The sequence below is a fragment of the Pseudomonas farris genome (genome assembly GCF_019145235.1).
Taxonomy (GTDB): Bacteria; Pseudomonadota; Gammaproteobacteria; order Pseudomonadales; family Pseudomonadaceae; genus Aquipseudomonas; species Aquipseudomonas farris.
The window spans coordinates 58631-84380 of record NZ_JAHSTV010000016.1 but is presented as its reverse complement, the minus strand read 5'-3'; the positions used below and the strand labels follow the sequence as shown (position 1 = coordinate 84380).

The 25750-nt window shown below is 59.5% G+C and carries 22 protein-coding genes; 9 read left to right on the top strand and 13 right to left on the bottom strand.

Annotation, left to right across the window (positions count from 1 at the left end; genetic code table 11):
• The first annotated feature begins 3 nt into the window (after window positions 1–3).
• The 9 genes from KVG95_RS27265 (at window position 4) to KVG95_RS27225 (ending at window position 10516) form a co-directional block, all read left to right on the top strand.
• Window positions 4–1890 (top strand): RCC1 domain-containing protein, encoded by a 1887-nt coding sequence (locus KVG95_RS27265; protein WP_217858611.1) that lies wholly within the window; start codon window positions 4–6, stop codon window positions 1888–1890.
• Window positions 1891–1945: 55 nt separating this feature from the next.
• Complete coding sequence (locus KVG95_RS27260) at window positions 1946–3826, top strand: RCC1 domain-containing protein (protein WP_217858610.1); 1881 nt, start codon at window positions 1946–1948, stop codon at window positions 3824–3826.
• Window positions 3827–4300: 474 nt separating this feature from the next.
• Window positions 4301–4669, top strand: a complete 369-nt coding sequence (locus tag KVG95_RS27255; RefSeq protein ID WP_217858609.1) for a DUF6124 family protein — start codon at window positions 4301–4303, stop codon at window positions 4667–4669.
• A gap of 272 nt (window positions 4670–4941) precedes the next feature.
• On the top strand, window positions 4942–5358 hold the full coding sequence (locus KVG95_RS27250) for a DoxX family protein (protein WP_217858608.1): 417 nt from the start codon (window positions 4942–4944) through the stop codon (window positions 5356–5358).
• Window positions 5351–5956: an antibiotic biosynthesis monooxygenase gene (locus KVG95_RS27245; RefSeq protein ID WP_217858607.1), complete on the top strand. Its 606-nt coding sequence runs from the start codon at window positions 5351–5353 to the stop codon at window positions 5954–5956. Before KVG95_RS27250 ends, KVG95_RS27245 begins: the two co-directional genes overlap by 8 nt.
• A 9-nt stretch (window positions 5957–5965) precedes the next feature.
• Entirely contained in the window at window positions 5966–7804 is a 1839-nt protein-coding gene (locus KVG95_RS27240; RefSeq protein WP_217858606.1) for an amidohydrolase, read from the top strand.
• A 67-nt stretch (window positions 7805–7871) separates the two neighbouring features.
• Window positions 7872–8498 carry an isochorismate family cysteine hydrolase YcaC gene (gene ycaC / locus KVG95_RS27235; protein ID WP_123721083.1) on the top strand — a complete coding sequence of 209 codons (627 nt, stop codon included), beginning with the start codon at window positions 7872–7874 and terminating at the stop codon, window positions 8496–8498.
• 211 nt (window positions 8499–8709) lie between these two features.
• Complete coding sequence (locus KVG95_RS27230; protein ID WP_217858605.1) at window positions 8710–9615, top strand: LysR family transcriptional regulator; 906 nt, start codon at window positions 8710–8712, stop codon at window positions 9613–9615.
• A 94-nt stretch (window positions 9616–9709) separates the two neighbouring features.
• Window positions 9710–10516, top strand: a complete 807-nt coding sequence (locus KVG95_RS27225) for a class I SAM-dependent methyltransferase (RefSeq protein ID WP_217858604.1) — start codon at window positions 9710–9712, stop codon at window positions 10514–10516.
• Window positions 10517–10768: 252 nt separating this feature from the next.
• Here KVG95_RS27225 and KVG95_RS27220 read toward each other — a convergent pair whose 3' ends face one another.
• From KVG95_RS27220 to KVG95_RS27160, 13 genes are all read right to left on the bottom strand, one after another.
• Window positions 10769–11458 carry a hypothetical protein gene (locus tag KVG95_RS27220; protein ID WP_052965222.1) on the bottom strand — a complete coding sequence of 230 codons (690 nt, stop codon included), beginning with the start codon at window positions 11456–11458 and terminating at the stop codon, window positions 10769–10771.
• A 57-nt stretch (window positions 11459–11515) separates the two neighbouring features.
• Window positions 11516–12328: a ChbG/HpnK family deacetylase gene (locus KVG95_RS27215; RefSeq protein ID WP_217858603.1), complete on the bottom strand. Its 813-nt coding sequence runs from the start codon at window positions 12326–12328 to the stop codon at window positions 11516–11518.
• Window positions 12300–13538 (bottom strand): GNAT family N-acetyltransferase, encoded by a 1239-nt coding sequence (locus KVG95_RS27210; RefSeq protein ID WP_217858602.1) that lies wholly within the window; start codon window positions 13536–13538, stop codon window positions 12300–12302. Before KVG95_RS27210 ends, KVG95_RS27215 begins: the two co-directional genes overlap by 29 nt.
• 4 nt (window positions 13539–13542) lie before the next feature.
• A complete protein-coding gene (locus KVG95_RS27205) occupies window positions 13543–14232 on the bottom strand; it encodes a GNAT family N-acetyltransferase (RefSeq protein ID WP_217858639.1) in 690 nt (229 codons plus the stop codon).
• Between the two features lie 92 nt (window positions 14233–14324).
• Window positions 14325–16244 (bottom strand): hypothetical protein, encoded by a 1920-nt coding sequence (locus KVG95_RS27200; protein ID WP_217858601.1) that lies wholly within the window; start codon window positions 16242–16244, stop codon window positions 14325–14327.
• Window positions 16241–17545: a lipopolysaccharide biosynthesis protein gene (locus KVG95_RS27195; protein ID WP_217858600.1), complete on the bottom strand. Its 1305-nt coding sequence runs from the start codon at window positions 17543–17545 to the stop codon at window positions 16241–16243. The genes KVG95_RS27200 and KVG95_RS27195 overlap by 4 nt, the downstream gene beginning before the upstream one ends.
• Window positions 17542–18543, bottom strand: a complete 1002-nt coding sequence (locus KVG95_RS27190) for a polysaccharide deacetylase family protein (protein WP_217858599.1) — start codon at window positions 18541–18543, stop codon at window positions 17542–17544. The genes KVG95_RS27195 and KVG95_RS27190 overlap by 4 nt, the downstream gene beginning before the upstream one ends.
• A 12-nt stretch (window positions 18544–18555) precedes the next feature.
• Entirely contained in the window at window positions 18556–19692 is a 1137-nt protein-coding gene (locus tag KVG95_RS27185) for a glycosyltransferase family 2 protein (RefSeq protein ID WP_217858598.1), read from the bottom strand.
• Complete coding sequence (locus KVG95_RS27180) at window positions 19685–20653, bottom strand: glycosyltransferase family 2 protein (RefSeq protein ID WP_217858597.1); 969 nt, start codon at window positions 20651–20653, stop codon at window positions 19685–19687. Before KVG95_RS27180 ends, KVG95_RS27185 begins: the two co-directional genes overlap by 8 nt.
• Window positions 20650–22017 (bottom strand): O-antigen ligase family protein, encoded by a 1368-nt coding sequence (locus KVG95_RS27175; protein ID WP_201060078.1) that lies wholly within the window; start codon window positions 22015–22017, stop codon window positions 20650–20652. The genes KVG95_RS27180 and KVG95_RS27175 overlap by 4 nt, the downstream gene beginning before the upstream one ends.
• Window positions 22014–23069 (bottom strand): glycosyltransferase family 4 protein, encoded by a 1056-nt coding sequence (locus KVG95_RS27170; RefSeq protein WP_408980382.1) that lies wholly within the window; start codon window positions 23067–23069, stop codon window positions 22014–22016. The genes KVG95_RS27175 and KVG95_RS27170 overlap by 4 nt, the downstream gene beginning before the upstream one ends.
• Before the next feature lie 32 nt (window positions 23070–23101).
• Window positions 23102–24697, bottom strand: a complete 1596-nt coding sequence (locus tag KVG95_RS27165; protein ID WP_217858596.1) for a GumC family protein — start codon at window positions 24695–24697, stop codon at window positions 23102–23104.
• A 17-nt stretch (window positions 24698–24714) separates the two neighbouring features.
• Window positions 24715–25737 (bottom strand): polysaccharide biosynthesis/export family protein, encoded by a 1023-nt coding sequence (locus KVG95_RS27160; RefSeq protein ID WP_217858595.1) that lies wholly within the window; start codon window positions 25735–25737, stop codon window positions 24715–24717.
• Window positions 25738–25750 lie beyond the last annotated feature (13 nt).

Sequence of the window (25750 nt, the reverse complement as noted above, 5' to 3'; positions counted from 1 at the left end):
GTCATGAGTACCAGCGTAAACGCCATACCCACAGTCAAACAAGTTGCAATTATTGGTGAACCCCTGATCGGTGGAACTGTAAGCGGCAGTTATCTTTATGAGAACCCGAATGAAAATCCCGAAGGGGCCTCCCTTTTCCGCTGGTACGACGGCGGAGCCACCGGTACCGTTATTGCGACTTCCATTGATCTGACATTACTGCCTGTACATGCCGGAATGACCCTCAGTTTCTCGGTTACTCCTGTCGCAGCGACCGACGAAACAGGCGTTGAATCGTTTTCTGTTCCAATGGAAGTCATGCGCGATGGTTTCCAGAACATCTCAGATGAAGAAAGTGAGAACAGCTTTCTCAAACAGCGGGGCCAGTTCGCCTTTCATGCTAATGGACCCAAAGATGGAGTCTTCACGTCTACTGCTGGGGCATTTGCCCTGAAAAACAGACTCACACAAAACGTTTCTGTCATCGGTGCACAAAACTTTGGTGGCGTCGTTCCACCGGAGTTCGCGACGTACCTTCAAAATAACCCGGCCGTTACTATGTACACCACTCAGAACAGTTTCGGAGCTTTGGTACCGATAAGCGATCATAACCAGTTGCTGGTATGGGGGCCGGGGATACCGACGACATTACCCGATCTTCAGGACATTAAATCGGTCTACAGCAACGGCTCCTCTTTAGCCTTTATTTACAAGAATCCGCAACCCGGCGAAAACACGATTGGCGCGGTGGGGACTGCTGCAACGGGTGGTGAAGTGCCTGTCGGGATACAGAACAAACTGATGTTTGACCGCCCTAAGGCCATCTACGCCACCATAGATGCCTTTGCAGTGCTGACAGAACTCGGACGTGTGTATGCGTGGGGCAGCACAACGAATGGGGGGGCGATTCCGCTTGATATACAAACGCAGCTGAACAGTATGAAGGTGGATCGCATCATCGCTTCGCGCACGGCTTTTTGTGCCATGACGGCATCAGGAGAAGTTATTGCCTGGGGTTTGAACGGTGTCATACCTGCCGCAACCCTGGAAAAGATCTACGACGATAATGGTGCACTCAACGTGATCGCCAATGACAGCGCATTTGTTGCCATTACCAAAGGCCGGAGGAAAGCCGCAACGTGGGGACTGGCTGCGCACGGTGGAACCATGTCAGAGACCGCTGCCAGTCTGGCTGCTCGTGGGAATCTCGTGTTGTGTACTGCTGCGCCATGGGCGATGTGCTTCATCAATGAGAGCGGACAGGCCGCAGCCTGGGGGTCAGCCGGTCACGGAGGCGAGGCCATCCCCGTTCAAAGTGCAGATGAAGCGGCCTCCAATTTGCCGTTGAATGCCGAAGAGTTACTTGAGCAAGGAGACATTGAGACGCAGATCGAAGCCATATTCAGTGGTGCCAGATTTTCCAGAAGCTTGCAAAGCAGAGTTTCCTCCAGCACCACATTGCTGAGCGGTGAAGTAGTCGAGCTGGTGCGTAATGACGGCAGCTTTGTGTTGCTCAATCGGCATCCCGACGGTCGCACAAAAAGTTTGATCTCGTGGGGGTTGGCGGCTACGGGTGGCTCGATACCAAGTGATGTCAGGCAAACACTGATGGCCAGTCGCATTCGCAAAATTTACTGCAGCAATGGTGCTTACGCGGCGCTGGTTGACCAAGGAGCGACTGAAGGTGTGGTCGTTACCTGGGGGCGTTCTTCACAGGACGGCGGGGTGATACCTGCCGAGTTGCGCGGCGCATTGAGCAGTGGCGTCGTTGAAATTTATACCATTCAAGCCAGTCCAGCACCCTCGGCCGCAGCTGTTCCGGCCGCCTTCGCCGCACGTAAAACGAACAACAAATACGTGACGTGGGGGGCCCACGTTAAACAAGAAGAATTCGACCCCGGACGCAGTTGATCGCAGATTTATATCCCAGAGCCAGCGTCTCATGTGAACGTAAAGGAGCTTCGTTATGAGTACAACCGCCGAACCCATCGCACGCGACGTCATCATCATCGGAGAACCGGTGATTGGTGGCTTTGTACGCGGCAGTTATCGCTATGACAATGCAGATGAGAATCCTGAAGGGACCTCTCATTACAAGTGGTATCTCGATAATGTGCCAATCAGTGGACCGGAAGGGGTGGCCATCGATCTGAGAATTAAATCTGAATACAGCGAGCGATCAATTATGTTTGCCGTAACGCCGGTATCGTCTACGGGCGAAACCGGCCAGGAAGCCCGCTCTGCCGCCACGATTGTGAGCTCTGACTTTCAGGGAATCAGTCGCGGAGAAAGCGAGAGCAGTTTCTTGAAACAATGGGGCAATTTTTCCTTCTATGGCAATGAACCTTCGGATCGGGTGTTCGTATCAACGGGAGGCGCATTTGGCCTGATTGACCCGAATACCCAGGATATTTATTTCGAGGGGCAGACTGGCTGGGGGTTACCGGTACCGCCCGATATCATCAACTTTCTGAAGAACAATCCGGCCACTCGGCTCTTTACAACTGAAAAGGATTTTGCCGCGCTGGTGAACAATGGATCGAGCAATCAATTGTTGGTTTGGGGAGCCAACATTCCGGCCACCCACTCTGTAAAACTGACTGACATCAAGTCGGTTTACAGCAACCGTGTGTGTTTTGCTTTCATCTACAAAGACGCCACCGGTGATGCAAACAGAATAGGTGCAATCGGTTCAAGTGGCTCCGGTGGTGTCATTCCTGATCTTATCCAAAGAGCGCTGTGGTTCGATGCACCTGTCGCCATCCATTCCACGGAAAATGCTTTTGCGGTGCGGACCCAAAACGGCAAGGTCTATGCGTGGGGTAATCCTAACAATGGCGGTTCGATCAGTGCCGATGCTCAACTGCAACTCGGCAGTATGTTTGTCGAGCGGATTGTCGCCGCTGCTGCTGCTTTTTGTGCCATTGGCCGCAACGGCGAAATTGTGACATGGGGAAAGGCGGCCGACGGTGGCGCCATTCCGGCGAGTAAACTTGAAGCGATCCTCAATGACGGTGGAGTGAACTCGGTCACGGCGTCCACCACGGCATTTTGCGCAATTACCCGCGACCGACGTAAGGCAGTTAGTTGGGGGTTGTCAGGTGAAGGCGGTTTAATGTCAGAGTCGGCGTCTCTGATCGCGGTGCGAGGTGGTGTGCTGTTGTGCAAGGCAACACGCTGGGCATTCTGCATTATCTCTGAACGTGGCGAGGCGGAGGCTTGGGGGGCCCCGCGTTATGGTGGAGCATCGATTACCCAGGCTACCCGCAGTGAGATTGAAGCAGCGGTTAAGGAGATGCATCCAAAGCCGGAGGACGCTCGCGGTTATGTCGGCAATCGGGCTATCACGGTTCCAGGGATACTCAGTCTTTACTCAAATGACTTGAGCTTTTTTCTATTAAGCCAACAGGATGACGGCAGGACGCGTGCCGTGGTGGTGTGGGGGATGAATACGCATGGTGGAGCGATCACGTCAGGTATCCGCCAAACGTTGATGGCTAGCCTGATCACAGGTGTGTACTGCACCAATGGTGCGTATGGCGTCGTGGCCACGCAGGGGGGCGTCTACGGTGCGGTCATCGCATGGGGAGCGACTTTGGCGATGGAAGATGCGGGTGAAATTCCGCCGGAATTGGCTCAGTACCTCAGCAGCGATGTGGTCGAATTGTATTCGATCAAACGCTATCCGTTTTACCAGGCGCCCCCTCCGAATCCTCCACCCATTGATCCTTCTTTCGCCGCAAGGCGTCGAGACGGCAGCTATGTGCTTTGGGGAGGGAATGTGAAGAACCAGTATTACAAGCCAGTACCTGGACTGATATCCGGGACGCTGAAGGAATTACTGTAATAACGACGGAGTAAGGTGTTCGGTGGGCTGAGCTCATCGGACACCTGTAGTTTGCGGGTGTCCATTACAGGCTGGCGAAGGGTCAGTCGTCAGACTTGCTCCACAAAATGGGGAGATTGGCGGGCTGTGTTTAATGGTGTTTAGCGTTACTTCCTGAAAGCTACAGATCCTTGCGCCGTTGCCTACGACTGCGCCAGAATTCGCCGGCTTGTGCGCTTTGGGCCTGGTCTTTATCGTTTCCGCATCGCTGCCAATCAGCGATCGGGTTTAGCGACTCGGACTATTCAAAGTGCATCAGTGCTCCAGACTTTATTGCCGACTTTTGACGTCTGCAATTACGTTATGGTGGCTGTATGCGGGAGACCCTCGGGTCTACCGGGTGCCTTTGACCGGTTCGCTAACCTGCATACAGTCGCCACCCTTATTTGTTTAGCGACAGGTTCTGGTGGTGCTATTTTCCAAGGGAGATTCACCATGTTCAAAGCCACACCTAACCCGCCAGAAACCGACGACGTTTCCCCCTACGATCCCCTCGATCCCAAAAAACTCAACGAAGCCGCCGAGCGTGCTCTCGATCACTACCTCAAACCGTCCGACCCCAAGACCTCGCGCAAACCGAGCACGATTTACACCGTCGCCCCGGGCATAGACATCGAAGAGCTACTGGCCAATGCCAGCGAATCCTTTGCCTCGGCCAAGGTGATCGCCAGTGACTGTGCCGGGTTTCTGGAGGGGCCGCAGCGCAATACGATACTGGGCGTCGCGCAGCTCATCATGCTGGGTGAACTGGCTGTGAGTCGGGCGCTGGATAGCCTGGAATTGAAGGCCGCCCCGGCCGTCTGACCGGATTCAATACGAAACGGCCTTCGGGCCGTTTTTTGTGCCTGAGCAGTAGTGAGCACGCAAAAAAAACTGTGGGAGCGGGCTTGCCCGCGATGGCGTCGGATCAGTCAACATCACCGTTGAATGACACACCGCCTTCGCGGGCAAGCCCGCTCCCACAGGGTTTTGTGTCGTTCGGGCGTTCAACGCACTCGCAAAGAGAGCACGTACATTCAATTTTTCCCCACCCCTTGGCGGCACTATTCAGGTCAGTGATTGAACAAGGGTGAGCCATGAACGCTTCGCAACGGGATGAACAGGCGCGGGATGTCGGGCTGCTGTTTTTGCGGGTCAGTGGCGGTCTGTTTCTGCTGTGGGTTCACGGCTTGCCCAAGCTGCTGGACTTCAATGCGCAGCTGCAACTGATCGAAGACCCTTTCCACCTCGGTGCCGACCTCACTCTGAGCCTGGCGATCTTCGCCGAAGTGCTGTGCCCATTGCTGATCGTCGCCGGGGTGCTGGTGCGATTGGCCTGTTTGCCTATTCTCTTTGTGCTGCTGGTGGCGTTGCTGATCGTGCATCCGCAATGGAGTGTGGCCGAAGGGCAGTTCGGCTGGCTGCTGTTGATCCTTTTCACCTCTGTGTTCATCGCCGGGCCGGGACGGCTGGCGCTCAATGTCCGTTTGCCCGGAGTGCTCCGTTATGCCTGAAGCCCAAACTCAAAAAGCGCCGGGGTCCGATGAGATCGTGACGCTGATCGTCAAGCACCGAGTCAAGACTGGTTTCGAAGCGGCGTACGAGGCCTGGCTGCGTAACATCGTTAGCGTAGCGGGACAGCGGGAAGGGCACTTGGGGGTGGATGTGGTTCGCGGCAAGCAGGCGGGCCTGGATAACTACACCTGCGTGTTGCGTTTCTGTTCCACCGAGGCCATGCAGCGCTGGCTCGACTCGCCGCAACGCCAGGCGCTGGTGGACGAAGCGGCGCCGATGCTGGCCGATGGCGACCAGACCGAAGTCAACCCGGTCAATGAATTCTGGTTCTCACCGTTGGCTGAGGCCGGTTCGCCACCGCCGCGCTGGAAGCAGGCTGTGGTGACGTTGCTGGTGATTCTGCCGCATACCTTGCTGGTGCCGCTGCTCTGGGGGCCGCTGCTGCAGCTCAATGCCTTCCTGTCCAATTACGTGGTCGCCACTTTCCTGATCACCCTGACCATCGTGCTGTCGGTGGTGTACGTCTTTATGCCGCTGGCCACGCGCCTGTTCACGCCGTGGCTGGAAGCCGGTCAGTCCCATTCCACACAGCCTTAAGGAAACGCGATGAACGCCGATCTGATTCTGTTCAATGGCCAGTTCCATACCGTTGACCGTGAAAAACCCCTCGCCAGTGCCGTGGCGATCAGCGACGGCCGCTTCGTCGCGGTCGGCACCGATGCAGAGGCCATGGCCCTGCGCGGTTCCGGCACCCAGGTCATCGACCTCAAGGGCCGCTGCGTCATCCCCGGCCTCAACGACTCGCACTTGCACCTGATTCGTGGCGGTTTGAACTACAACCTCGAACTGCGCTGGGAAGGCGTGCCGTCCCTGGCCGATGCCTTGCGCATGCTCAAGGATCAGGCTGACCGCACGCCGACGCCGCAATGGGTGCGGGTGGTGGGTGGCTGGAACGAATTCCAGTTTGTCGAGAAGCGCATGCCGACCCTGGAAGAGCTCAACCAGGCAGCGCCCGATACACCGGTGTTCGTCCTGCATTTGTATGACCGCGCCTTGCTCAACCGCGCCGCATTGCGAGTTGCCGGTTACACCCGCGACACGCCGAACCCGCCGGGTGGCGAAATCGTGCGTGATGCCAACGGCAACCCGACCGGCATGCTGGTCGCAAGACCGAACGCGATGATTCTGTACTCGACCCTGGCCAAAGGGCCAAAGTTACCGCTGGAATATCAGGTCAACTCGACCCGCCAGTTCATGCGCGAACTCAATCGCCTCGGCCTGACCAGTGCCATCGATGCGGGCGGTGGTTTCCAGAATTACCCGGACGACTACGCGGTGATCGAGCAGTTGGCCAAGGATCAACAACTGACCATCCGCATCGCCTACAACCTGTTCACCCAGAAGCCCAAGGAAGAACTCACCGATTTCAAGAACTGGACCGGCAGCGTCAAGCTGCATCAGGGCGACGACTTCCTGCGGCACAACGGCGCCGGGGAAATGCTGGTGTTCTCGGCGGCGGATTTCGAAGACTTCCTCGAGCCGCGTCCAGACCTGCCGCAAACCATGGAAGATGAGCTGGAACCGGTGGTCCGCCACCTCGTCGAGCAGCGCTGGCCATTCCGTTTGCATGCGACTTACAACGAATCCATCAGCCGCATGCTCGACGTGTTCGAGAAGGTCAATCGCGACATTCCCTTCAATGGTTTGCCATGGTTCTTCGACCACGCCGAAACTATCACACCGCAGAATATCGAACGGGTGAGGGCGCTGGGCGGTGGTATCGCGATCCAGGACCGCATGGCGTTCCAGGGTGAATATTTCGCCGAGCGCTATGGCGCCAAGGCCGCCGAAAACACGCCACCGATCAAGCGCATGCTGGCCGAGGGTGTACCGGTCGGCGCCGGCACCGATGCGACTCGAGTGTCTAGCTACAATCCATGGACCTCGTTGTACTGGATGGTCAGCGGTCGCACCGTCGGTGGCCTGGCGCTGCACAGCGAAGGACTGCCCCGGCAGACCGCGCTGGAACTGTTCACCCATGGCAGTGCCTGGTTTTCGTCGGAACAGGGCAAGAAAGGCCAGATCAAGGTCGGTCAACTGGCCGACGTGGCGGCATTGAGCGCGGACTTTTTCAGTGTCGAGGAAGAAGCCATCAAGTGGATCGAATCGGTGTTGACCGTGGTTGGCGGCAAAGTGGTGTACGCCGCCGGCGAATTCGAAAAGCTTGGGCCGCCTAGCGTGCCGGTGCTGCCGGACTGGTCGCCGGTGGTCAAGGTGCCGGGTCACTGGCGTCCGGCTTCGCCGATGCAGGCGCAGGTTCACCAGTGCAGCGGGCCGTGCGCGGTGCATTCCCACAGCCATGAACGGGCGCGTTTATCGAACGCACCGGTCAGCGATTTCCAGGGGTTCTGGGGCGCGTTTGGCTGCTCGTGTTTTGCCTTCTAGTCATTAAAAAAGCGCCGGCCTGGCGTGTCGGCGCCCTATGCAACGTCAATCCTGCGAGGAGTTTCACATGAGCAACGTTCCTTACAAACGTCTGAACAAAGATGATGCAGTTGTATTGTTGGTCGATCACCAGACCGGCCTGATCTCGTTGGTGCAGGATTTCTCGCCCAACGAATTCAAGAACAACGTGTTGGCCTTGGGCGACGTGGCCAAGTTCTTCAACTTGCCGACCATCCTGACCACCAGCTTCGAAAACGGCCCGAACGGTCCGATGGTGCCGGAGTTGAAAGAGCAATTCCCGGACGCGCCATACATCCCGCGTCCAGGCCAGATCAATGCCTGGGACAACGAAGACTTCGTCAAAGCCGTCAAGGCCACCGGTCGCAAGCAACTGATCATCGCCGGTGTGGTGACCGATGTGTGCGTGACCTTCCCGACCCTGTCGGCGCTGGCTGAAGGCTTTGAAGTGTTCGTGGTCACCGACGCTTCCGGCACGTTCAACGAAACCGTGCAGCAAGCGGCCTGGGCACGCATGGCAGCGGCCGGCGCACAGCTGGTGAACTGGTTCTCGGTAGCCTGCGAGCTGCAAGGCGACTGGCGCAATGACATGGAAGGCCTGGCCAACCTGCTGTCGCCCCGCATTCCGAATTATCGCAACCTGATGAACAGCTATTCGGTGCTGAGCTCCAAGTAAGCCATCAGGCTGCCAGACTTGCGCTGGCAGCCTTTTAAAAGATCGCAGACTTCGCCAGCTCCTACATGATTGTGGACACCCGTCATTGACCGGCGAAACGCAATCTCTCGTAGGAGCTGGCGAAGCCTGCGATCTTTTGATCTTTAGATTTGGGGAGTCGGGAACGGAAAAAACGGCTATAAAGCGTTTTGCTGTCAATCAGGGCGCGACAATGAACCCGTTCGAGGATATGCGTATTTTTTGCCAGGTCATGGACTCTGGCAGCTTCACTGCGGCAGCCGATCAATTGGGGTTGTCCAAGCAGTTCGTCAGCCGCCGCCTGATGCAACTGGAAGAGCGCCTCGGTGTGCGCCTGCTCAACCGTTCGACCCGGCGGTTGGACGTCACGCCGCTGGGGCAGAGTTATTACGAATCAGCCCTGCGCCTGCTCAGCGAAGTCGAGCAAGTGGAGCAGGGCATCGCCGGCCAGACCACCGAGCCTCGCGGCGCTATTCGCCTGAGCGCGCCGTTGTCGTTTGCCGTGGCGCATCTGGGGTGTCTGTTACCGGAGTTTCTGCAGCGTTATCGCGATGTCACCGTGGAAGTCGATCTGAGTGATCGTCCGGTGGACTTGCTCGGTGAGGGTTACGATCTGGCATTGCGCATCGGCGTGCTGGAAGACTCGACACTGATCGCCCGACGCCTCGCCTCCATCGAGCGGGTGTATTGCGCCAGCCCGGTGTATCTGGCCGAGCGGGGCACGCCACTTAAACCCGAGGATTTGCACACCCATGATTGCCTGCCTTATGGCCACGGTCGTCAGGTGCAATGGCGTTTCGAGGGGCGGGGCAAGCCGCTGAACGTCACCGTCACTGGGCGGATGCGCGTCAACAATGGTGAGTTGCTCAAGGACGCGGCCATTGCCGGCATGGGGATCACCTACCTGCCGACGTTCATCGTCGGTTCGGCCCTGAAGGACGGCCGACTCGTGCCGGTGCTGGATGATCTGCGCCCCGAACCGCTGACCTTGTCGGCTGTCTACCCGCAACATCGCCAGAGTTCGCGACCGGTGCAGGCATTGATCGAGTTCTTGCGTGAGCGGTTGAATCAACGCGCAGAGGGTTCGCACTACCGCTGATTTACAAGTTCGCAACAAAGCTCGAATGGCGATTTTCTTGATGCTGATCCAGACTCGTGTCGGCCAATCAAAGGCCCGAATTCTGGAGCGTGCAATGGAAATGCCGACAAAAGAAAAAGTCATCGCCAGCAATCGCGATGCCTGGAATGACTCCGCCCAACACCATAAAGACACCCCTGAGTGGCAGGCCTGTTTGAGTGTCGTGAGCCATGGCGATTTTTCCTGCCTGGATGACACCCTCACCGGGTTGCTTCAACAGGTCGGCATCGATGGCAAGGATGTGGTGCAACTGGGCTGCAACAACGGACGCGAAAGTCTTTCGCTGTTTGCCTTGGGGGCTCGTCGTGTCGTGGGCATTGACCAGTCGGAGGCCTTTCTCGATCAGGCCCGGGAGCTGGCATCCCGTTCGCCCCATGAGCCTGAATTCATCGAGGCTGACATCCATCATCTGCCGACTGAGCTTCACCAGCGCTTCGATGTAGCGCTGATTACCATCGGTGTATTGAACTGGATGCCGGACATCGCCGAATTCTTGCGCCATGCCGCGCAAACCCTCAAGCCCGGCGGTGCGCTTGTGGTGTACGAAACCCACCCGTTCCTGGAAATGTTCGACCCCGAGTCAGCCGATCCCTATCGCCTGGACAGCTCGTATTTTCGCAGCGAACCTTTCGTCCAGAACCAGCCGATCGTCTATGAAGGCAAAGTCGAACAGCCGGCCTCAGCGTCTTACTGGTTCGTCCACACCCTGGGCGCCATCTTCACCGGTGCTGTTGAGGCGGCGTTGCAGATCAGCCACTTCAAGGAATACCCGCATTCCAACCGCGAAGAACTCTACGATCGGTATCAGCAGCAAACGGCGCAGTTGCCGTTGTGCTACACGTTGGTGGCGGTGAAACGCTGAGTTTCGGTTTTGCGGGCAAGCGCCAATGCCAGTCACCGGGAGCCGAACTTGTGGGAGCGGGCTTGCTCGCGAAGAGTGCGTGTCAGTCGATATTAATATTGCCTGGCACACCGCCTTCGCGAGCAAGCCCGCTCCCACATTGGTCTCAGTCGGCCGCAAAATAAGTGGCTGAAAGAGAGGGAGCAGACAAGCCCGCGATAGCGGCGACACAGTCCTCAATCAAACAATGACAATCGCTCCCACCAACCAAAATCACGCCTGCGCCGCAGTCGCCGTCGACTGCGCAGGTTTGCGCAGTTCAGTCAGCCGCGAGCCGCTGTAGTAGGTTTCGCGGAAGAAGCGAAAGCGGCCGAACAGGTCGTAGACGTGGGTGATGCGCCCTTGCTCCTGGTAGTCCATGCGCAGGTGCATTTTCATGGCCTGGATGTTGCGGGCATCGCAGACGTCCATGACCTTATCGCAACCTTGGTCCCGCATCGCACCCCAAATATTGTACTGGGCATCCACCGACAGGGCGGAGCCGAAGTATTGAGGGATCATCTCACCGCCGAACTGGAAAAACTCACCGGGTTGGACCCGGAACCAGCAGCCGTAATAGTGCTGGTCAAAGTAGTCACTGAGGCTGCCCCAAATGAATCCGATCGCATCACCTTCCTCGTCCAGATACATGTGCCCGGTATGACCTTCGGACGCGATTTGGGCCATGGCCTTGACGCGATTACCGTAATACTTGGTGAAAGCCTTGGCGTTCTCCTGGGTAATCGTCACCAGACGCAAGCCCGTGTAGGGCCGTAGTTTGTGCGGCGCTATTGGGGTGACCAGATCGCGTCCCAGCCACAGCAGCTCTCGGTGCAAGTACACATAGCGGTTCCAGAGCGTCTGGAGCGTGTGAAGCAGGCCTTTTTCTTTGATTCGTTCGCGAAGCTTGGCGATGGCGCTCATGAAGTCCTCCGTGGCTGAAGCCAGGGTGTGGTGGATAAGGTTTTCGATAGCGATAAATCAAGGTTGCAACGGGTGTAGCTCAATCGAGTACTGCTGTTCGTCTTTGAGCGTCCTCGGCACAACGGCATAGGACACTCTCGGAATGCCCGGGAGACGCTTCTCCAGAATGTGAGCCAGAGACTCTCCGGGGTTTAAATAGATATCGCCAAAATCGGCCCCGATAGGGGTCGGGTGAACAACGATTTCCAACAGGCCGTCGATCGGCATCGCCACGTTGCGCAGGTCTACCGGGGTGCATACGTACTGGGCGGTCGCGCCGGCCAGGCGGTTCAATCGATGATTGAACAGCGTCTTGTATACCCGCTTGGGCACACTCAGGTTATTTCCCAAATGGCGCGCCAGTCGCACGGGCACCCCTTGGCGGGCGGCGAAACGCGCGACGACTTCGCCGATGGGCCAGATGTTGTGCACGTGCTGATGGGAGTCGATGTGGCTTGGGCGCAGGCCATTGTCCAGGCAGCGTTGCCATTGGGCTTCGAGTTCCTCCAGCACCGCGTCGCGATCCAGGCGGTTGAGCCAGAGACTGTGGCGGGGCAGGCTGAGATTGAACACGCCCTGGCTGTCACAGAACGTCGAACGCGTGAGAATCGACGGGCTCAACGGCCGGCCATAGGTGAGGTTGAAGTGCAACCCGATTCGCCCCAGGAGCAACGGCTGCCGTGCCAGGACGCAGGCCTCCTCGAACGCCGGCATGTTGGCCATGGCAGTGGCAGAGCTGATGACCCCGGCCTGGAAGGCGCCGAGGATCACCGCGTTTTCGCTCGAGCTGAGGCCGAAATCGTCAGCGTTGACTATGACTTGGCGAGGCATGTTTGCCCTCCATGGTTTTTTCGGTGGGCGCAGGGCCTTTGTCGGCGGCTGCGGCGGCTGCGGCGGCGTCGGGTGCAGGGGTGGGTTCAGCAACAGGCAGCAGCGCTTCACGCCAGGCCCGCCACTTTTTCAACCACGGCTTGAAGTGATGCCAGAGTCGCATGGTCAGCCCCAAGGCGAGGCCGCTGGGGCGCCAGGAGTAAAAGCTCCAGCGCCAGTGCTCAAGTTGCCCGGTCATGCGCTCATGGAGTTGATGGCTGGAGCTCTTCAGGCTGACCCGCGAAGCGTCGATCCAGTGCCAGTTATCGTCCAGGCCCCAGCGAATCCACTCTTCGAGCAGCACACGACCGCTGCCCAGATCGGCGTATTTCGGCAGGAACGCCAGGTTGTAGTCGTACAGCCGGCCCTGTTCCAGCAACCCGAGCCGGTAACTGATGCAGCGTCCGTCCAGCTCCAGCAGTATCACCCGCAGCAGTCCCTGTTTGGCGAGGGCGGTGAAGGCCAGGTCGATCCATTGCCGGCTACGGTTGCTGGTGAAAATTCCCACGCCTTCGACGCCTTTCCAGCTCTGCGCTTCGACGTCGCTGAGGGCTTGCAATAAAGGCCCGATGGTGGCCGCGTCAGGGATTACGCGTCGGATCTGGGCACCATAGGCCAAGATGCGTTTACGCGCCCGGCGCAGTTTGTAGCGCGGGTCGCCGGAGACTTCCTGGTGGTCGGCCTCGCTGATCAAATGCACCGGCACCCGGCAACTGAGGCGGCGCTCGCCGGTCGAGCTGTGGGCCATCCATGCGGTCAGCGCGCTTTCTTCGCCGATGGGTTCGGACAATTCATTGAGTTGCAGCATCGCATGGGGCAAGTGACGGCGGATGATTACCAGCGCCTTGCGCATGCTGTCGGTATCGAGACAGGTGAGCAGGGCCAGGCGATCGGTGAGGGGATAACCGAGGTGACGCAAGACCCGAAATGGCAACCGTCCAAAGCGCTCCACGGACGCCACGAGCGGCAGGCACAAGGCCAATTCATCACCTTGCCAGCCGAGCAGAACGTGCAAGCGTTCCCCAGCGGTCAGTGCCTGTTCCGACGCGCACAGCCAGGCCAGGGTGTTGAACGGCGTGTGATCGGGCACGCGCAGGCGCAACCCCTCATAGGCAGCTGCCGGAAAGTCCGGGGCGCACAACGACGTGCGCCATTCGAATCGTGCCACCATAAGTTCAGGCCACCGCCTCAGGAACAGGTGAACGGGACGGTTTACGTAGCGCATCCAGGCGTGAGTCGCTGTAACGGGTCTCACGAAAGAAGCGCCAGCGACCGAATAATCGATAGACGTGCTGGATGCGTCCTTGCTCTTGATAGCCCATGCGAATGTGCAGTTTCAGCGCCGGTATATTGTGGGCGTCGCAGACATCCACGACCGTGTTGCAACCTTGGGCCTGCATGGCTTTCCAGAGTCGCAGTTGCAGGTCCACCGAAAGCGTGGTGCCCCAATAGGCACGGGCCAGTTCGCCGCCGAATTCGAAGAATTCGCCTTTGTTTACCGGGAACGTGCAGCCGTAGAAATGCCGGTCGTGATACTCCCGGGTGCTGCCCCAGATGAAGGCCACCGCGTCGCCGTTGCCATCCAGATACATGTGCCCGGTGTAACCCTCGGTGGCCAGTTCTTCCATGATGTTGATCCGGTCGCCAAAGTGACGGGCAAAGGCTGCGATGTTGTGCACCGTGATGGTCTTCACTTGCAGCGGTGGGCAAGGCTTGAGCTGGTGAGGCGGTACCGGGCTGACCAGGTCACGCTTCATCCACAAAAGCGCCCAGTGAGCAAACACGTAGCGCCGCCATACGACCCTGATCGTTGCACGCAGGCCTTTTCGTTTGATGTGTTGGCGAAGTTTCCCTAAGGCATTCATATCATTGCCTCCTGACAGGGACCGGTCGCGGATGGCGTCCTGCAGCGCGCAGTTGAGCGCGGCGCGGTCGTGGTGATGTAAGTTGACAGCGTTCATGAGGCGCTCCAGCTCAAGGCGAACAAGGTTTCGCCCGGCAGGTCGAAGCTGACGCGACCGTCGTGACAGTTGAATTGAGCGCTACGACTGCGGTTGTCGGCACCGAAGTACACCAGCGCGCCCTTGGCCAGCGGGCACGTCGCCCCGGCCAGATCGACACGCTGCAAGCGCACCCCCTTGTTGACCCCCAGTAAACTTCGCTGGCGTTCGGTGGCCATGGCCAGCACATCGACTTCGAAGGCGTCGTTGTCCAGGCGCATGACGTTTTTCAGCCAGTGCTGCTGGATGAATTGCTGGGCCAGGCCCACCGGCTTGAGTTCGAAACGATCGCCGCCCAGCACCCGCACCATGCCTTTGGGGTAAGTCGGTTCGTCGGCGGCCTGGAACCAGTTGAGCATGTCCAGCAACCCGTCCTGCGCCGAGTTGATGACCACCGAGGTCCACCACATCGAGGCAAAATGGGTTTCCTGATCATAGGGGCTCAGGCTCGAGCCGCTGGACAGGTTGGTCTGATCCAGCAGCAAGGCCTTGCGTGGCCGGCCCTTGGCATCGAGGCCCACCAACTCGGCGGCACGGCGCACGCTGTCGCGGTAGACCCGCGTCGCCAACAGGTCGCGAATCATCCATTCGTGCCAGGCGAGGGCGTCGATCTGCTCGCCGGATTCGGCCAGGAGGCGCCGCGCCCAATCGATACCGCGCTTGTCGACGGCGTTGTCGGCGAACGGGCCGTTAACGAAGCGCGAAGTGGCGGGCATCGCGATGCGCACACCGGCCTTGGCGTTGGCCGGATCGCTGCGCACTTGCCGGGCCATGCTGTTGAAGATCGCCTGGTAGTCGGCGTAGCTCGGGTAATTGAGGTTCGGCTCGTCGGCGAACGCGATGTAGTGCGTACCGTTGCCGCCGAGGGCGCGAGTGGCGGCGAGCCAGGCGTCGAGGCCGGCGTTGCTTTGGGTGTCGGCGCGCAGATCGGCCTGACGCTGGCTGCCGGCCAACAGCGTGAGGTCCTGCGTGATGCCGAAGCGGTTCTGATAGAGCTGGCGGAACGCATCTTCGTGGTGCGGATTTTGCGCGGTGACGTCAACGAAACTGTAATAGGTGCCTGCCTGAGGCTTGAGGGCATCGAGCGCTGCGAAGCTGGATTGAGGGGGCAGCACGTAGGGCAAGTAAATGCCCAGGTTCGGGGTGGGGCCGAGCAGCTCTTTGTGCAGGGTCAAGCGGGTCTGGCCATCGTCCTCGCGCAGCGGTTTTAGCTGCTGCGGGTTCTGGGCAAACAGGTTCGCCGTGCCATCGAGCCAGAATGCGACCTTGCCGCTGCCTTGCAGGCGCAGTCGCCAGACCTGTTCGTCCTGAGTGACGGGCAATGCCACCTGATCGAACTGCCAGTAGGCGCGATAGGGTTTCAGCGCCAGGGACAGCTGTTTGTTGTCGCTCACTCGCTGGGCTTGCAGGGTATTGATCCCACCGTGAAACTTGCCGGCCAATACTGCGTGTTCCCCCGGCGCGACCTTGAAATACAGCTCATCGCCGCCGCGGGTTTCGGCGCTGAAATGCACCTTGGCCGGGGCGAACAACGCCACGGTGTGCTCGTCGTGTTCGATCGTGTAGCGACGGAAACTGTAGCCCGGGATTTCCAATCGATAACTGGCGGCACTCGGCGCCAGCGGCCAGCTCTGTTTGCCTCGGGTTTCACTGGCGGCGATCAGGCGCTCGCCCTTGAGGTTGCCGTTGCCATCGAGCAGATACAGGCGTTCTTCGTTGGCGTCGGCCTGCCACGCCGGAGCCCAACGAATAGTCAGCGTGTCGGGGCGATCCGTTTGCAGGTACAAGCTGCCGTCGCGAATATCAGCCCAGCGCATGGGCGCCGCCTGGGCGCTCAAACCGAGGCCCAGGCTCAACAGCAGCATGAGGCGTTTCATGCCGATTTCCGTTGCAGCATCTGAAGCATCGGGGCCACATCGCTGGGCAGGATGATCAGGGTTTGCCAGACCGGTACGCCGCTCAACCGGCAATACATCACCAGCAGCGCGAGGGTGACCGCCAGGTAGGCGATGGACGATGCCGTCGCGGCGCCAACGATGCCGTAAATCGGGATCAACAACAGGTTCAGGGCCAGGTTCAGCAACGCGCCGAGGCCCATCAACAGTGAAATCGTGCCGGGGCGATTTTTGCCCAGCAAATCCAGGCGCAGGATGCTCGCATAGCAAAGGCCGAGCAGCCCCGGCAGCAGCGCCAGCAACGCCGGGTAGGCTGGCTGATAGGCAATGCCGAACAACGTGATGATCAGCCATTCACCGATCACCGCCATGGTCAGGCAGGCGCCGAGCATCACCGTGGCGGTCAGGCGTAGCGCCAACGGCGTCAGGCGATCCATGCCTTCGTCCTGTTGCAGCAGGCGTTTCATCAGCGGCGTGGTCACCGCTTCCGGGACGATCAGCAACAGCTCGGCGGCGGCGCTGGCCATGGCGTAATGCCCCAGCGCCGTGCTGCCGAGCAGGGCGCCGATGAACAGGAAATCGGAGCGCAGAATCACTTGTTGGAATAGCAGGTCCGGATGGCTGCGAGCGCTGTAGCGCAGCAGTTCATTCTGGCTGGCGCGGTCCCATTGCAACGCCAGGGGCTGAGCGCGCTTGAGCCAGGACCACCCGGCCAGCACCACCAGGCTGAGGCCGGCCAGCCAACTGATCAGCGCCGCTTCCAGGGCTGCGTCTTTCCACATCCAGAACAAGGCCAGAAACAGCAGCAGTGGCGCCAGGGATTCCACCAGCCGCAAGGCATTGAACGCCACCACACCGCCCGACGCATTGTGCAAGGTCAGCAGGCCGCTCTTGAGCACGGTCAGCGGCACCGCCAGCAGTAACAGCCAGGCGAGCAATCCCAGTTGCGTGGTGATGTCGAGTTCACCACCGAACTCCCGCACCAGCGCCACCACCAGCAACGTCAGCAAACCCGCCAGCAGGCAACCAAATACCAGCACCTGGCTCAGCAACAATCCCATGGGTCGTTGCTTGGCCGCCTGATACCCCACCGCCGAATTCAGCCCGCCGCTGGTGGCGGCGCTGATCAAATCGGGCAGGGTACTGAGCAACGCAAACAGACCTCGCTCGCTAGGCCCCAGAATCCGCGCCAGCAATACGTTGCGCAGCAACCGCAGGCCGATCATCGCCAGTTTGGTGCCCATGCTCAGGGCCAGGTGTTTGAGGTAATGACTGCGACTCATGGCCTGGCTCCGCGGTAGATGCGCCAGGACAACAACTCCGGATTGCGCGCGGTGCGCTGGCTGATGCCGATTCGCGGCAAGGCCAATGGATCGCTGATACCACGATAAATCCCGGCGACGGTGCCCAAGGCAAACGGGAAATCATGGTCCGCCACGTGTTCGCGCACCCGCGCATCATGGTCGCCATTGGGGTAGCAGTAGACCGGCAGTGGCCGGTTGCAACCGTTCAGCAGGGCATTGCGGCTGCGGCTCAGTTCCTCATCCAGACGTTGATCGTCAAGGCCGGTGAGTATCGCGTGGCTGGCGCCATGGGGACCGAAGCGGATCAATCCGCTGGCTTCCAGCGCGCGTACTTGATGCCAGTCCAGAGCCTGGGGCAACGACTCCTCGGGGCATTGATCGGTGAGCCGGTTCAGTTCGCCCGCAGGCAAGGTTTTCAGACTTTGCAGAAAATGCAAAAGCGCCAGGCTACGGCGCTGCACATCCAGATCATCGAGCAGCACCGGTAGCGGTCGCCCAAGCTGTTGCAGGTATTCAATCAAATGCGTCCGGGCTTTTTCACCGTGGCTGTGCCACAGGGTTTCCCCCAGGCTTTCCCACCAGAAACGTTGCCGGCTGCCAATGAAATCGGTGGAGAGAAAAATGCTCGCCGGCACCTGATACTTTTTCAGCAACGGGAAGGCATTCAGCGCGTTGTCGCGCCAGCCGTCGTCGAAGGTCAGGGCGACTTTTGGCCGTTCGGTTCTGATGGCACCGGGTTGCAAGATCTCCATCAACGGCACGCATTCGAAGTTTTTTTTCAACCAGGCGAGCAGATGCTCGAACGCCTTCGGCCCGACGCACAGTTCATTGCGATGGGGCAGGTCGGCGGCGCGGTCATTGGCCAGCACCCGGTGCAGCATCAGGATCACCCCGGCACCGTGCAATTGGTGACGGCCTACGGGCGAGTTGAGATAAAGCCAGCCACTGGTGCGTTTTAATAATTGTTTGATCGCCATGGCGCGGTCCTTTCAACGATTTTGCTCGGGGTTCCATTGCGCGTACCGCTGGCCGCGCAAGAACTGCCACAGACCGATACTCATCCCGGCAAGGGTCACCAGAACAAACGCGGCGAGGCGAAAGGGTTTGGGCAAACGGTGTTGCACATCCAGCAGGCCGACGATGGCCATCGCGTAACCGAGCAGTTGCGCGATCAGGCTCAGGCGATAGAAGCCATGTACATTCCACAGCCAGAAATTGCTCAGCAGCAACGGCAGCAACAGGATCGGTGCCAGGCGTCGAATCAGCTTGTGGCTGATCAGTGCAATCGCATACAGGCCATACCGCCAAGGGTTCAGCATCTCCCGGCGCTGGGCGAGGCTTTGCAGGCCGCCGACGGTGACGCGCTGGCGACGACGCCATTGCTTGGCGATTTCGTCGACACCCTGGTCGCTCACTTGTGCTTCGGGCACATAGACGATGCGTTTGAACGCCACCGGCGCACAGGTGCTGATAAAGAAGTCGTCATTGACCTCCGCCGGCACGTGCTGGAACAACTCGCGACGCAGGGCGAGCAGGGCGCCGTCGGCGGAGACCATGCAGCCGGTGCGATTTTCCATCTTGCGCAACCAGCCTTCGTAATGCCGATAAAGGCTGTCGCCCAGGCTCAGGCCCTTGCCCGGCACCGGGATCAGCATGTGCCCGGCACAGGCCCCGACCTCCGGATCGGCCAGGGGCGCGAGCAACTGGCCGAGGGTGTCGGTCGACCATTGGTTGTCGGCATCGGTGAACACCAGAATCTCACCCGTGCTCAGGGCGACGCCGGCATTCAAGGTGGCTGCCTTGCCCTGACGGGGCAGGTCGAGCACGCTGATGCGCGGGTCGATGACCTTGTGGGCGCAGGCCACGGTGTCGTCGGTGGAGCCGTCGCTGGCCAGAATGATGTGTAGCGAGCGCGCCTGATAATCCTGGGTGAGCAGGGTGCGCAACTTCTCTTCGATATGCCGGGCCTCGTTGTGCGCGGCGATGATGATGCTGACATTCATGGGTTGTGCTGGTGCATGACGCCGCACGCGAAACAACGGCGCGATCAGCGTCAGCAGCAGCGGGTAGCCGAGCCAGGCATACACCGGCAATAACAGGCACAACCAGAAAATGAGTTCAGCCACGGGCCGGCCTCCTGGCATTCCAATGACACAGGCTCAAAATGAGCGCGGCACCGGCCAGGTGCAAGCGCACCCAGTGCAGGCCCCACAGTTGCAGCATCAGGCCAATGTCACGGTGTTTAAGGCTCTGGCGCAGGCTCAGCACCAGCGCTGGCAGGCTGGTGATGAACACGATAAATAACGCCACTTGAGGGAAACCATTGAGCAGGGCGGATAGTGCGATGAAATCCAGCCCCCAGACGCCCATCGAAAAGGCCGGGAACCGCAACAAGCGCAGGCTCATCCCTTGGGTGCGCAGCAGTTGCAGGTGACTGCCCTGGCGCCACAATTCCTTGCCCATCCATTCGCGCCAACTGCCTTCGTAACCCCAATGCAAGGCGACGCTTTGGTTGACCGCGAGCAATCGTGCGCGGGCTTCGCTCAGGCGCAAGGTGAACGCCTTGTCTTCACCGGTGCGCAGGGTTTCGTCGAAGCCGCCGACCTTATCGAACCAGGTGCGGCGCATCAGCAGGTTGGCGCTGGGCAGCCATCGCACCGGGTGCAAGGTGTGAGTGGTCGGGCGGGCCATGCGGCGTTGCCAGGCCGTGGCAAACCACGGCGCTTGGATAGGGGTGTGCAAGTCCAGGGCAAGGACATCGGCCTGACCGCCGGACTCCAGTTCGAACAAGAGCGTCAGCCAGTCCCCGGGCATCTCGATATCGGCATCGATGAAGCCCAGCCATTCGCCTGTCGCCACCGCCGCCCCGCGATTGCGCAGGGCGCCGATCAGCAAGCCGGGCAGCACCAGCACCTGCGCACCGAACTGGCGAGCGATGTGCGGGCCCTGATCGTCGGAGCCGTTATCGACCACGATCAACTCGCATTCCAGCCCGGTGGCCTCAGCGGCTTTTTTCGCGGCGAGCAACGTACGACCGATGTGTCGGGCTTCGTTGTACATCGGGATGACGAGGCTGATGCGGCTCATGCCTTGGCCTCCGTCGGCGGACGTTCTTCAGCCTTGAGGCGCAACACGAAAGTCAGGGCGAGCATGATCCACAGGTATTTGTGATTTGGTGCGCTGAGGAACATCAAAAACAGCATCAGCGACAGATAGCTGATGCCCAGGTGTGTGATCAGGTCGGCCTGTTCCCAATCCCGTCGCAGCAACCAGGCATGACGGGCACGGATCAGGTTGTACATCCCAAGGCCCAGCATGCCGACGAACAACAGCCCGGCGGGAATCCCCACTTCGCTGAAGATTTCCAGGTAAGTGTTGTGAGCGCGGCGGTACAGGTCACTGGGCTTGCGGTTGGCGGAAAACACCTTGGCGTAACCGGTGGTGGCGTAGTGCAGCGGGAAGGTGCCGGGGCCGGAACCGAGTAACGGGTGCTCACGAATGATCTGGCTGCCGACCAGGATGTACGACGTGCGGCGGCCGAGGGATTCGTCCTGGCTCTTGGCGCCGGCCTTCAAAATGCTCAAGGACTGAATGCGTGCGATGTAACCGGCCGGCATTGAATAAATGGCCAGCGGGATCACGATCGCAAGACCAAGCATGGCAAAACCCAAGTGGCGCGGACGGATGCGTGGCAACTGCGCGCGGTAGTGCCAGGCGCCGATCATCAAGCTGATAAAAAGCACCACCAGCCCGGAACGGGAATCGGTCTTGGTCATGCCGCCCAGCAGCAAAATGCAGCAGCCGCCCCAGAACAACCGGTGCAACAGGTTCGGGCTGCGAATCACCAGCAGCAGAGCCAACGGCACGGCGAAGGCGATCAGCAGTGCAAACGAGTTCGGGTCTTCCAGCAGCCCGGCGGCGCGGCCCTGGTCCTGATACTTGGTGGAGAACATGGCCAGCGCGCTGGTCGCGCTGACGCTGAGGGTCACCAGCCGGGCGAACATATCGAGGTTCAAATCACGGCCGATCAGCAAGGTGATTACAAACAGAACCAGGCCGACACTCAGATCCCGCAGATGACTCTGGGACATGTCCAGGTTGTCGGTATTGATCATGCTCAACAGGTACAACACCATGAACCAGATCAAGTAGCGCCAGATGTTGCTGCGCAGGCGCTCGGACGGAATCTGGTGGATAGCCAGTTGCAACATCACGATCAGCGCCAGCGAAGCACCGATGAATTTGGTGCCCGACAGCGCATTGCCCTTGAAGAAACCTTCGAACGGCACCAGCGCCGCGATGCCCAACAAACCCCAGGCAGGTTTTCGGTACAGCACCGCGACAGCCACCAGGCCGAGCACCGCGCCTGGTGCCAGATAAGGATAAGGACTGGCCAGCAAACCAAGGCAGACCAGGGCGAGCAGACTGACGATCGAGAGCGGAAAGATCACGCGCGTGCCTCCCGTGCAGTACGGATATAAAGCTGCGACCAGCGTTCGGCCAAGGCCTTCAGGTCGTAACGGTCCAATTGCGTACGTCTTGCGTTGTCGATCAATTCGCGAGCCAGGGCCGGCTCACTCAGCAGCGTGTCGATCTGCCGGGCGAGGGCGGCGCTGTCGGTGGGTGTCGCCAGCAGGCCGTTGTGCCGATCCTCCAGCACATCGGGTATCCCGCCGACGCTGAATGCCACCACCGGCACTCCGGCCTGCATCGCCTCCAGTAAAATCATCGGCGTGCCCTCGGTGCGCGAGCTGATCACCAGCGCATCGAGTTGCTGCCACCACCGGTTCATGTCGGTCTGATAACCCGGCAGGGTGATGCGTTTGTGCAAGCCGACAGCGGCAATCCGCGCCAGCAGGGCTGCCTGTTCCGGGCCGTCGCCGAGCATCACGGCGTCCAGTTGCGAGTGTTGCTGACAGAGCGGAATCAGGGCATCGAGAAACAGGTCCGGGCCTTTTTCATTGCTCAGCCTTCCAACGTAGCCCGCCAGCCAGCGCGGGTGTTTGACGTTGTTGGGCAGCAGGTCGCTAGCTGCTGGCAGACCATTGGGGATCACTTGCAGTTTCTCCGCTCGAACACTCGCTCTGCGATGCAGTACGGCGATGCTTTCAGCCACGCAAACAACCCGATGCACCGACGCCGTGCGGCACAGTTGCAAACTCAGCCAGCCGTAGAGGCGTTGCTTGCGACTGCGTGGGGTGAAACCGTGTTGGGTAATCACCAATGGCAAGTCCAACAACGTCGCACTCACCCAACCAAATAACAGACCCTTGAAATTGTGCGTATTGATCAGCGGCTGTTCAGCCCGCCGCTGACGTAAATGACGCAGCAATTGCCTCAAACCCGTGAAGCTGCGGCAATCGACCCCAGCCTCGCGAAATCGCGCGATCAGCACTGGCGGCGCATCGAGAAACAGCACTTGGTGCCGCCCCGGCGTCGCCAGGCAATGGTCCAGCAGCATCCGCTCAGCCCCATAGAAGCCGCCGCTGCTGATCAAATGCATGATCGGCAGAGCGCTGGCGCTGAGCGGCCCGTTCAATGGCGCACCCAATGCACGAAGCTATCCACGGTCCAGTTTTTGTGCGGGTTGTTCGGCATAACGTCTTGCTCGTTGATCACCAACAGCACCGGCAAGCCCAGTTCATGGGTGATTTGCGCTGGGTGTTTGAAGCGGTGATCGAAGAACTCACGCACGTAGACAAAGGCAATCGCCAGCAGCAGACCGGTCAGCATCCCGAACGGAATGATCAGCAGCGGTTTGGGAAACGCCGCCTCGGTCGGTTCGTACGGCGGGCTGAGTACCCGGGCGTTGGACATATCGTTGTCCAGCAAACCGGCGGAGCTGCTTTCGGCAAAGCGTTGGGCGTAGGTGGAGAACGCCGCGTGCAAGGCATTGATCTCGGTGTCCATCTGCGCAAGCTTGCTTTGAGCCACTTGCAACTGATGGATGCGGTCCTTGAAGTCGGCGATGCGCGCGGTTTTCTGCTTGATCACCGAGGTGACAATCGCCAGGTCGTTGGTCCGCTCCTGAATCCGGTTGCTGACGATTTTCAGGAACTGCTGACGGGTGCGGGAAATCTGCTCGCGGGTCAACAGCATCGGTTCACTGCCCGGCTGGAACACCGCCAGGTCGTTCATGTAGCGGCTGACCTGAGTGGTCAGTTGCTCACCGAGCTGCCTGATCTCGCGGTCTTCGAACGCAATGTTGTCCACCGTGGTGGTGAAGGTGAAGGGGAAGGTGTACTCGCTGAGCCGGGACGTATTGGTGGCTGACGCCAGGGCGGTTTTCAGGTAGTCGAGCCAGCGCTGGCTTTGCAGCAGGCGATCCTGATACAGGTTCAGGGCCTGTTCCTCGGTATTGATGGCATTGAGGCGGAAGGTAATTTCTTCCTTCGGATCGGATGAACCCACGCCTTCGAGCAACGCCAGCCGCGTGCCTTCCAAGCCATCGAGACGCACCTGATATTGCTTCTTCTTGGTTTCGTAGAAGCTCTGCGGCAGGTCGATCGATTGCAGTTCCTGACGGCTGGCCAGGTAGTTTTGCAACAGCGCCGCGACAAACCGGGTGCCTTGGGCGGGATCGCCAAAGCTGTAAACAATGGAGATCACGTTGGAACCCGGCAGGGTTTCGATTTTCAGGTTATCGACGGCCTCTTGGGTGTAGGTATCCAGGGCGGTGTCCCGAACCGGATCGGTCTCAAGCCCGAATGCATCGCGCACCGGATTGACAACGTATTCACGCAAGGGGGTGGTCACAAAACGTTTGATCGGTTCGGTCACCAGTTTGCTGAAGATCCCGGGGTTGGGCGCGTACTCGCCTTTGTCCCGCAGGTCGCTGATGGTCTGACGGATCAGGGCCGGCGAACGCAGGATATTGCTCTCGGTTTCCATGTCCGCCAGTGACGGTGGAATGAAAGAGGCATCACCTTGGGTCAGGGACGTGGTGGCGTCTCCCTGGGAGAGTTTTTTGGACTGCACGATCACCTGCGCGGTAATGTCGAAGCTCTGCTTGAGCATCAGCGGCAAGATCAGGGCGATCACTGCAAAGATCAGGAAGACTCGTTTCACCAACTGTTTGTTAGCGAAGAAAATCCTGAAGAACTCATGCAGGTAGTTTTCCTTTGGGTTCATGGTCGGTCACCTGAGCGTTAGTTGTCGCTGTCTTTGTTGTCGACGCGGTAGGCGAAACCGAAGCCCACCCCTTGGAACAACACCACGTCCGCCAGTTGCCGCGCGAGCTCACCGGCGCTGGCCAGTTTGGTCTTGGGCACGTAGAGCATGTCGTCCGGTTGCAGGTAAGCAATCTGCGAGGCGTCACCGGACAAGGCTTTTTCAACGTCGTAGTGCACGGCCTGCACATGGTTGCCGGTGCGGCGCATGATCACCACCGAATCGAGTCGCGCCTTGACGTTAGTGCCACGGGCCAGGGTCAACGCTTCGAGTACCGAGACCGGCCGGCGAATCGGGTAGGAGCCCGGTTGCGCGACTTCACCCAGCACATAGATTTCGTTACCCGAGGTGGACTTGAGCATGACGTCGACCCTCATCCGCCCCGGCAGTTGCGCGTAACGTTGATTGAGGAACGTTTCCAGTTGGTTGACCGTCATGCCTTGCAGCGGTACGGAGCCTATTTCCGGGAAACTCGCATAGCCGTCGTTGCCCACGGTGATCTCCCGGGTCATACCGCTACCGGGCTGGCTCAGGTTGCTCTTGAGGTTTAGCTCGTTGCTCAGCGGGCTGGTGACCAGCACCGTCACCTGATTGCGATTGGGCTGAAACAGGGATTTGCGCTCATAGGCACGCTGGATCTCCTGCCGCGCTTCGACGGCCGTCAGCCCGCCGATTTTCACCGCGGTATTGGCCCCTGGCAGTTCGATGGTGCCGTCGGGCAGCACCAGTTGAGTGCCGTTAAGCTGGCTGGCCGCGGTGAAGTTCAGGGCGACCTGGTCACCGGGCTGAATGCGGTAAGCCCCCGAGCTACTGGTGCTGACGTGGAAGATCACATCCAGCACATCCTTGGGCCGCAAGGTCTGTTCAACCTTGGGCATGTCGGTGGCCTGGGCATTGGCCGGCTCGGCCGTGAGAATCTGTACCGGCATTTGCTGGGTTTCACTGGTGCTGGAGCAACCTGCAAGCGGCAGCAACAGCAGGAGAAGCATTTTGGCGTTCATGGCGTCATCCTTT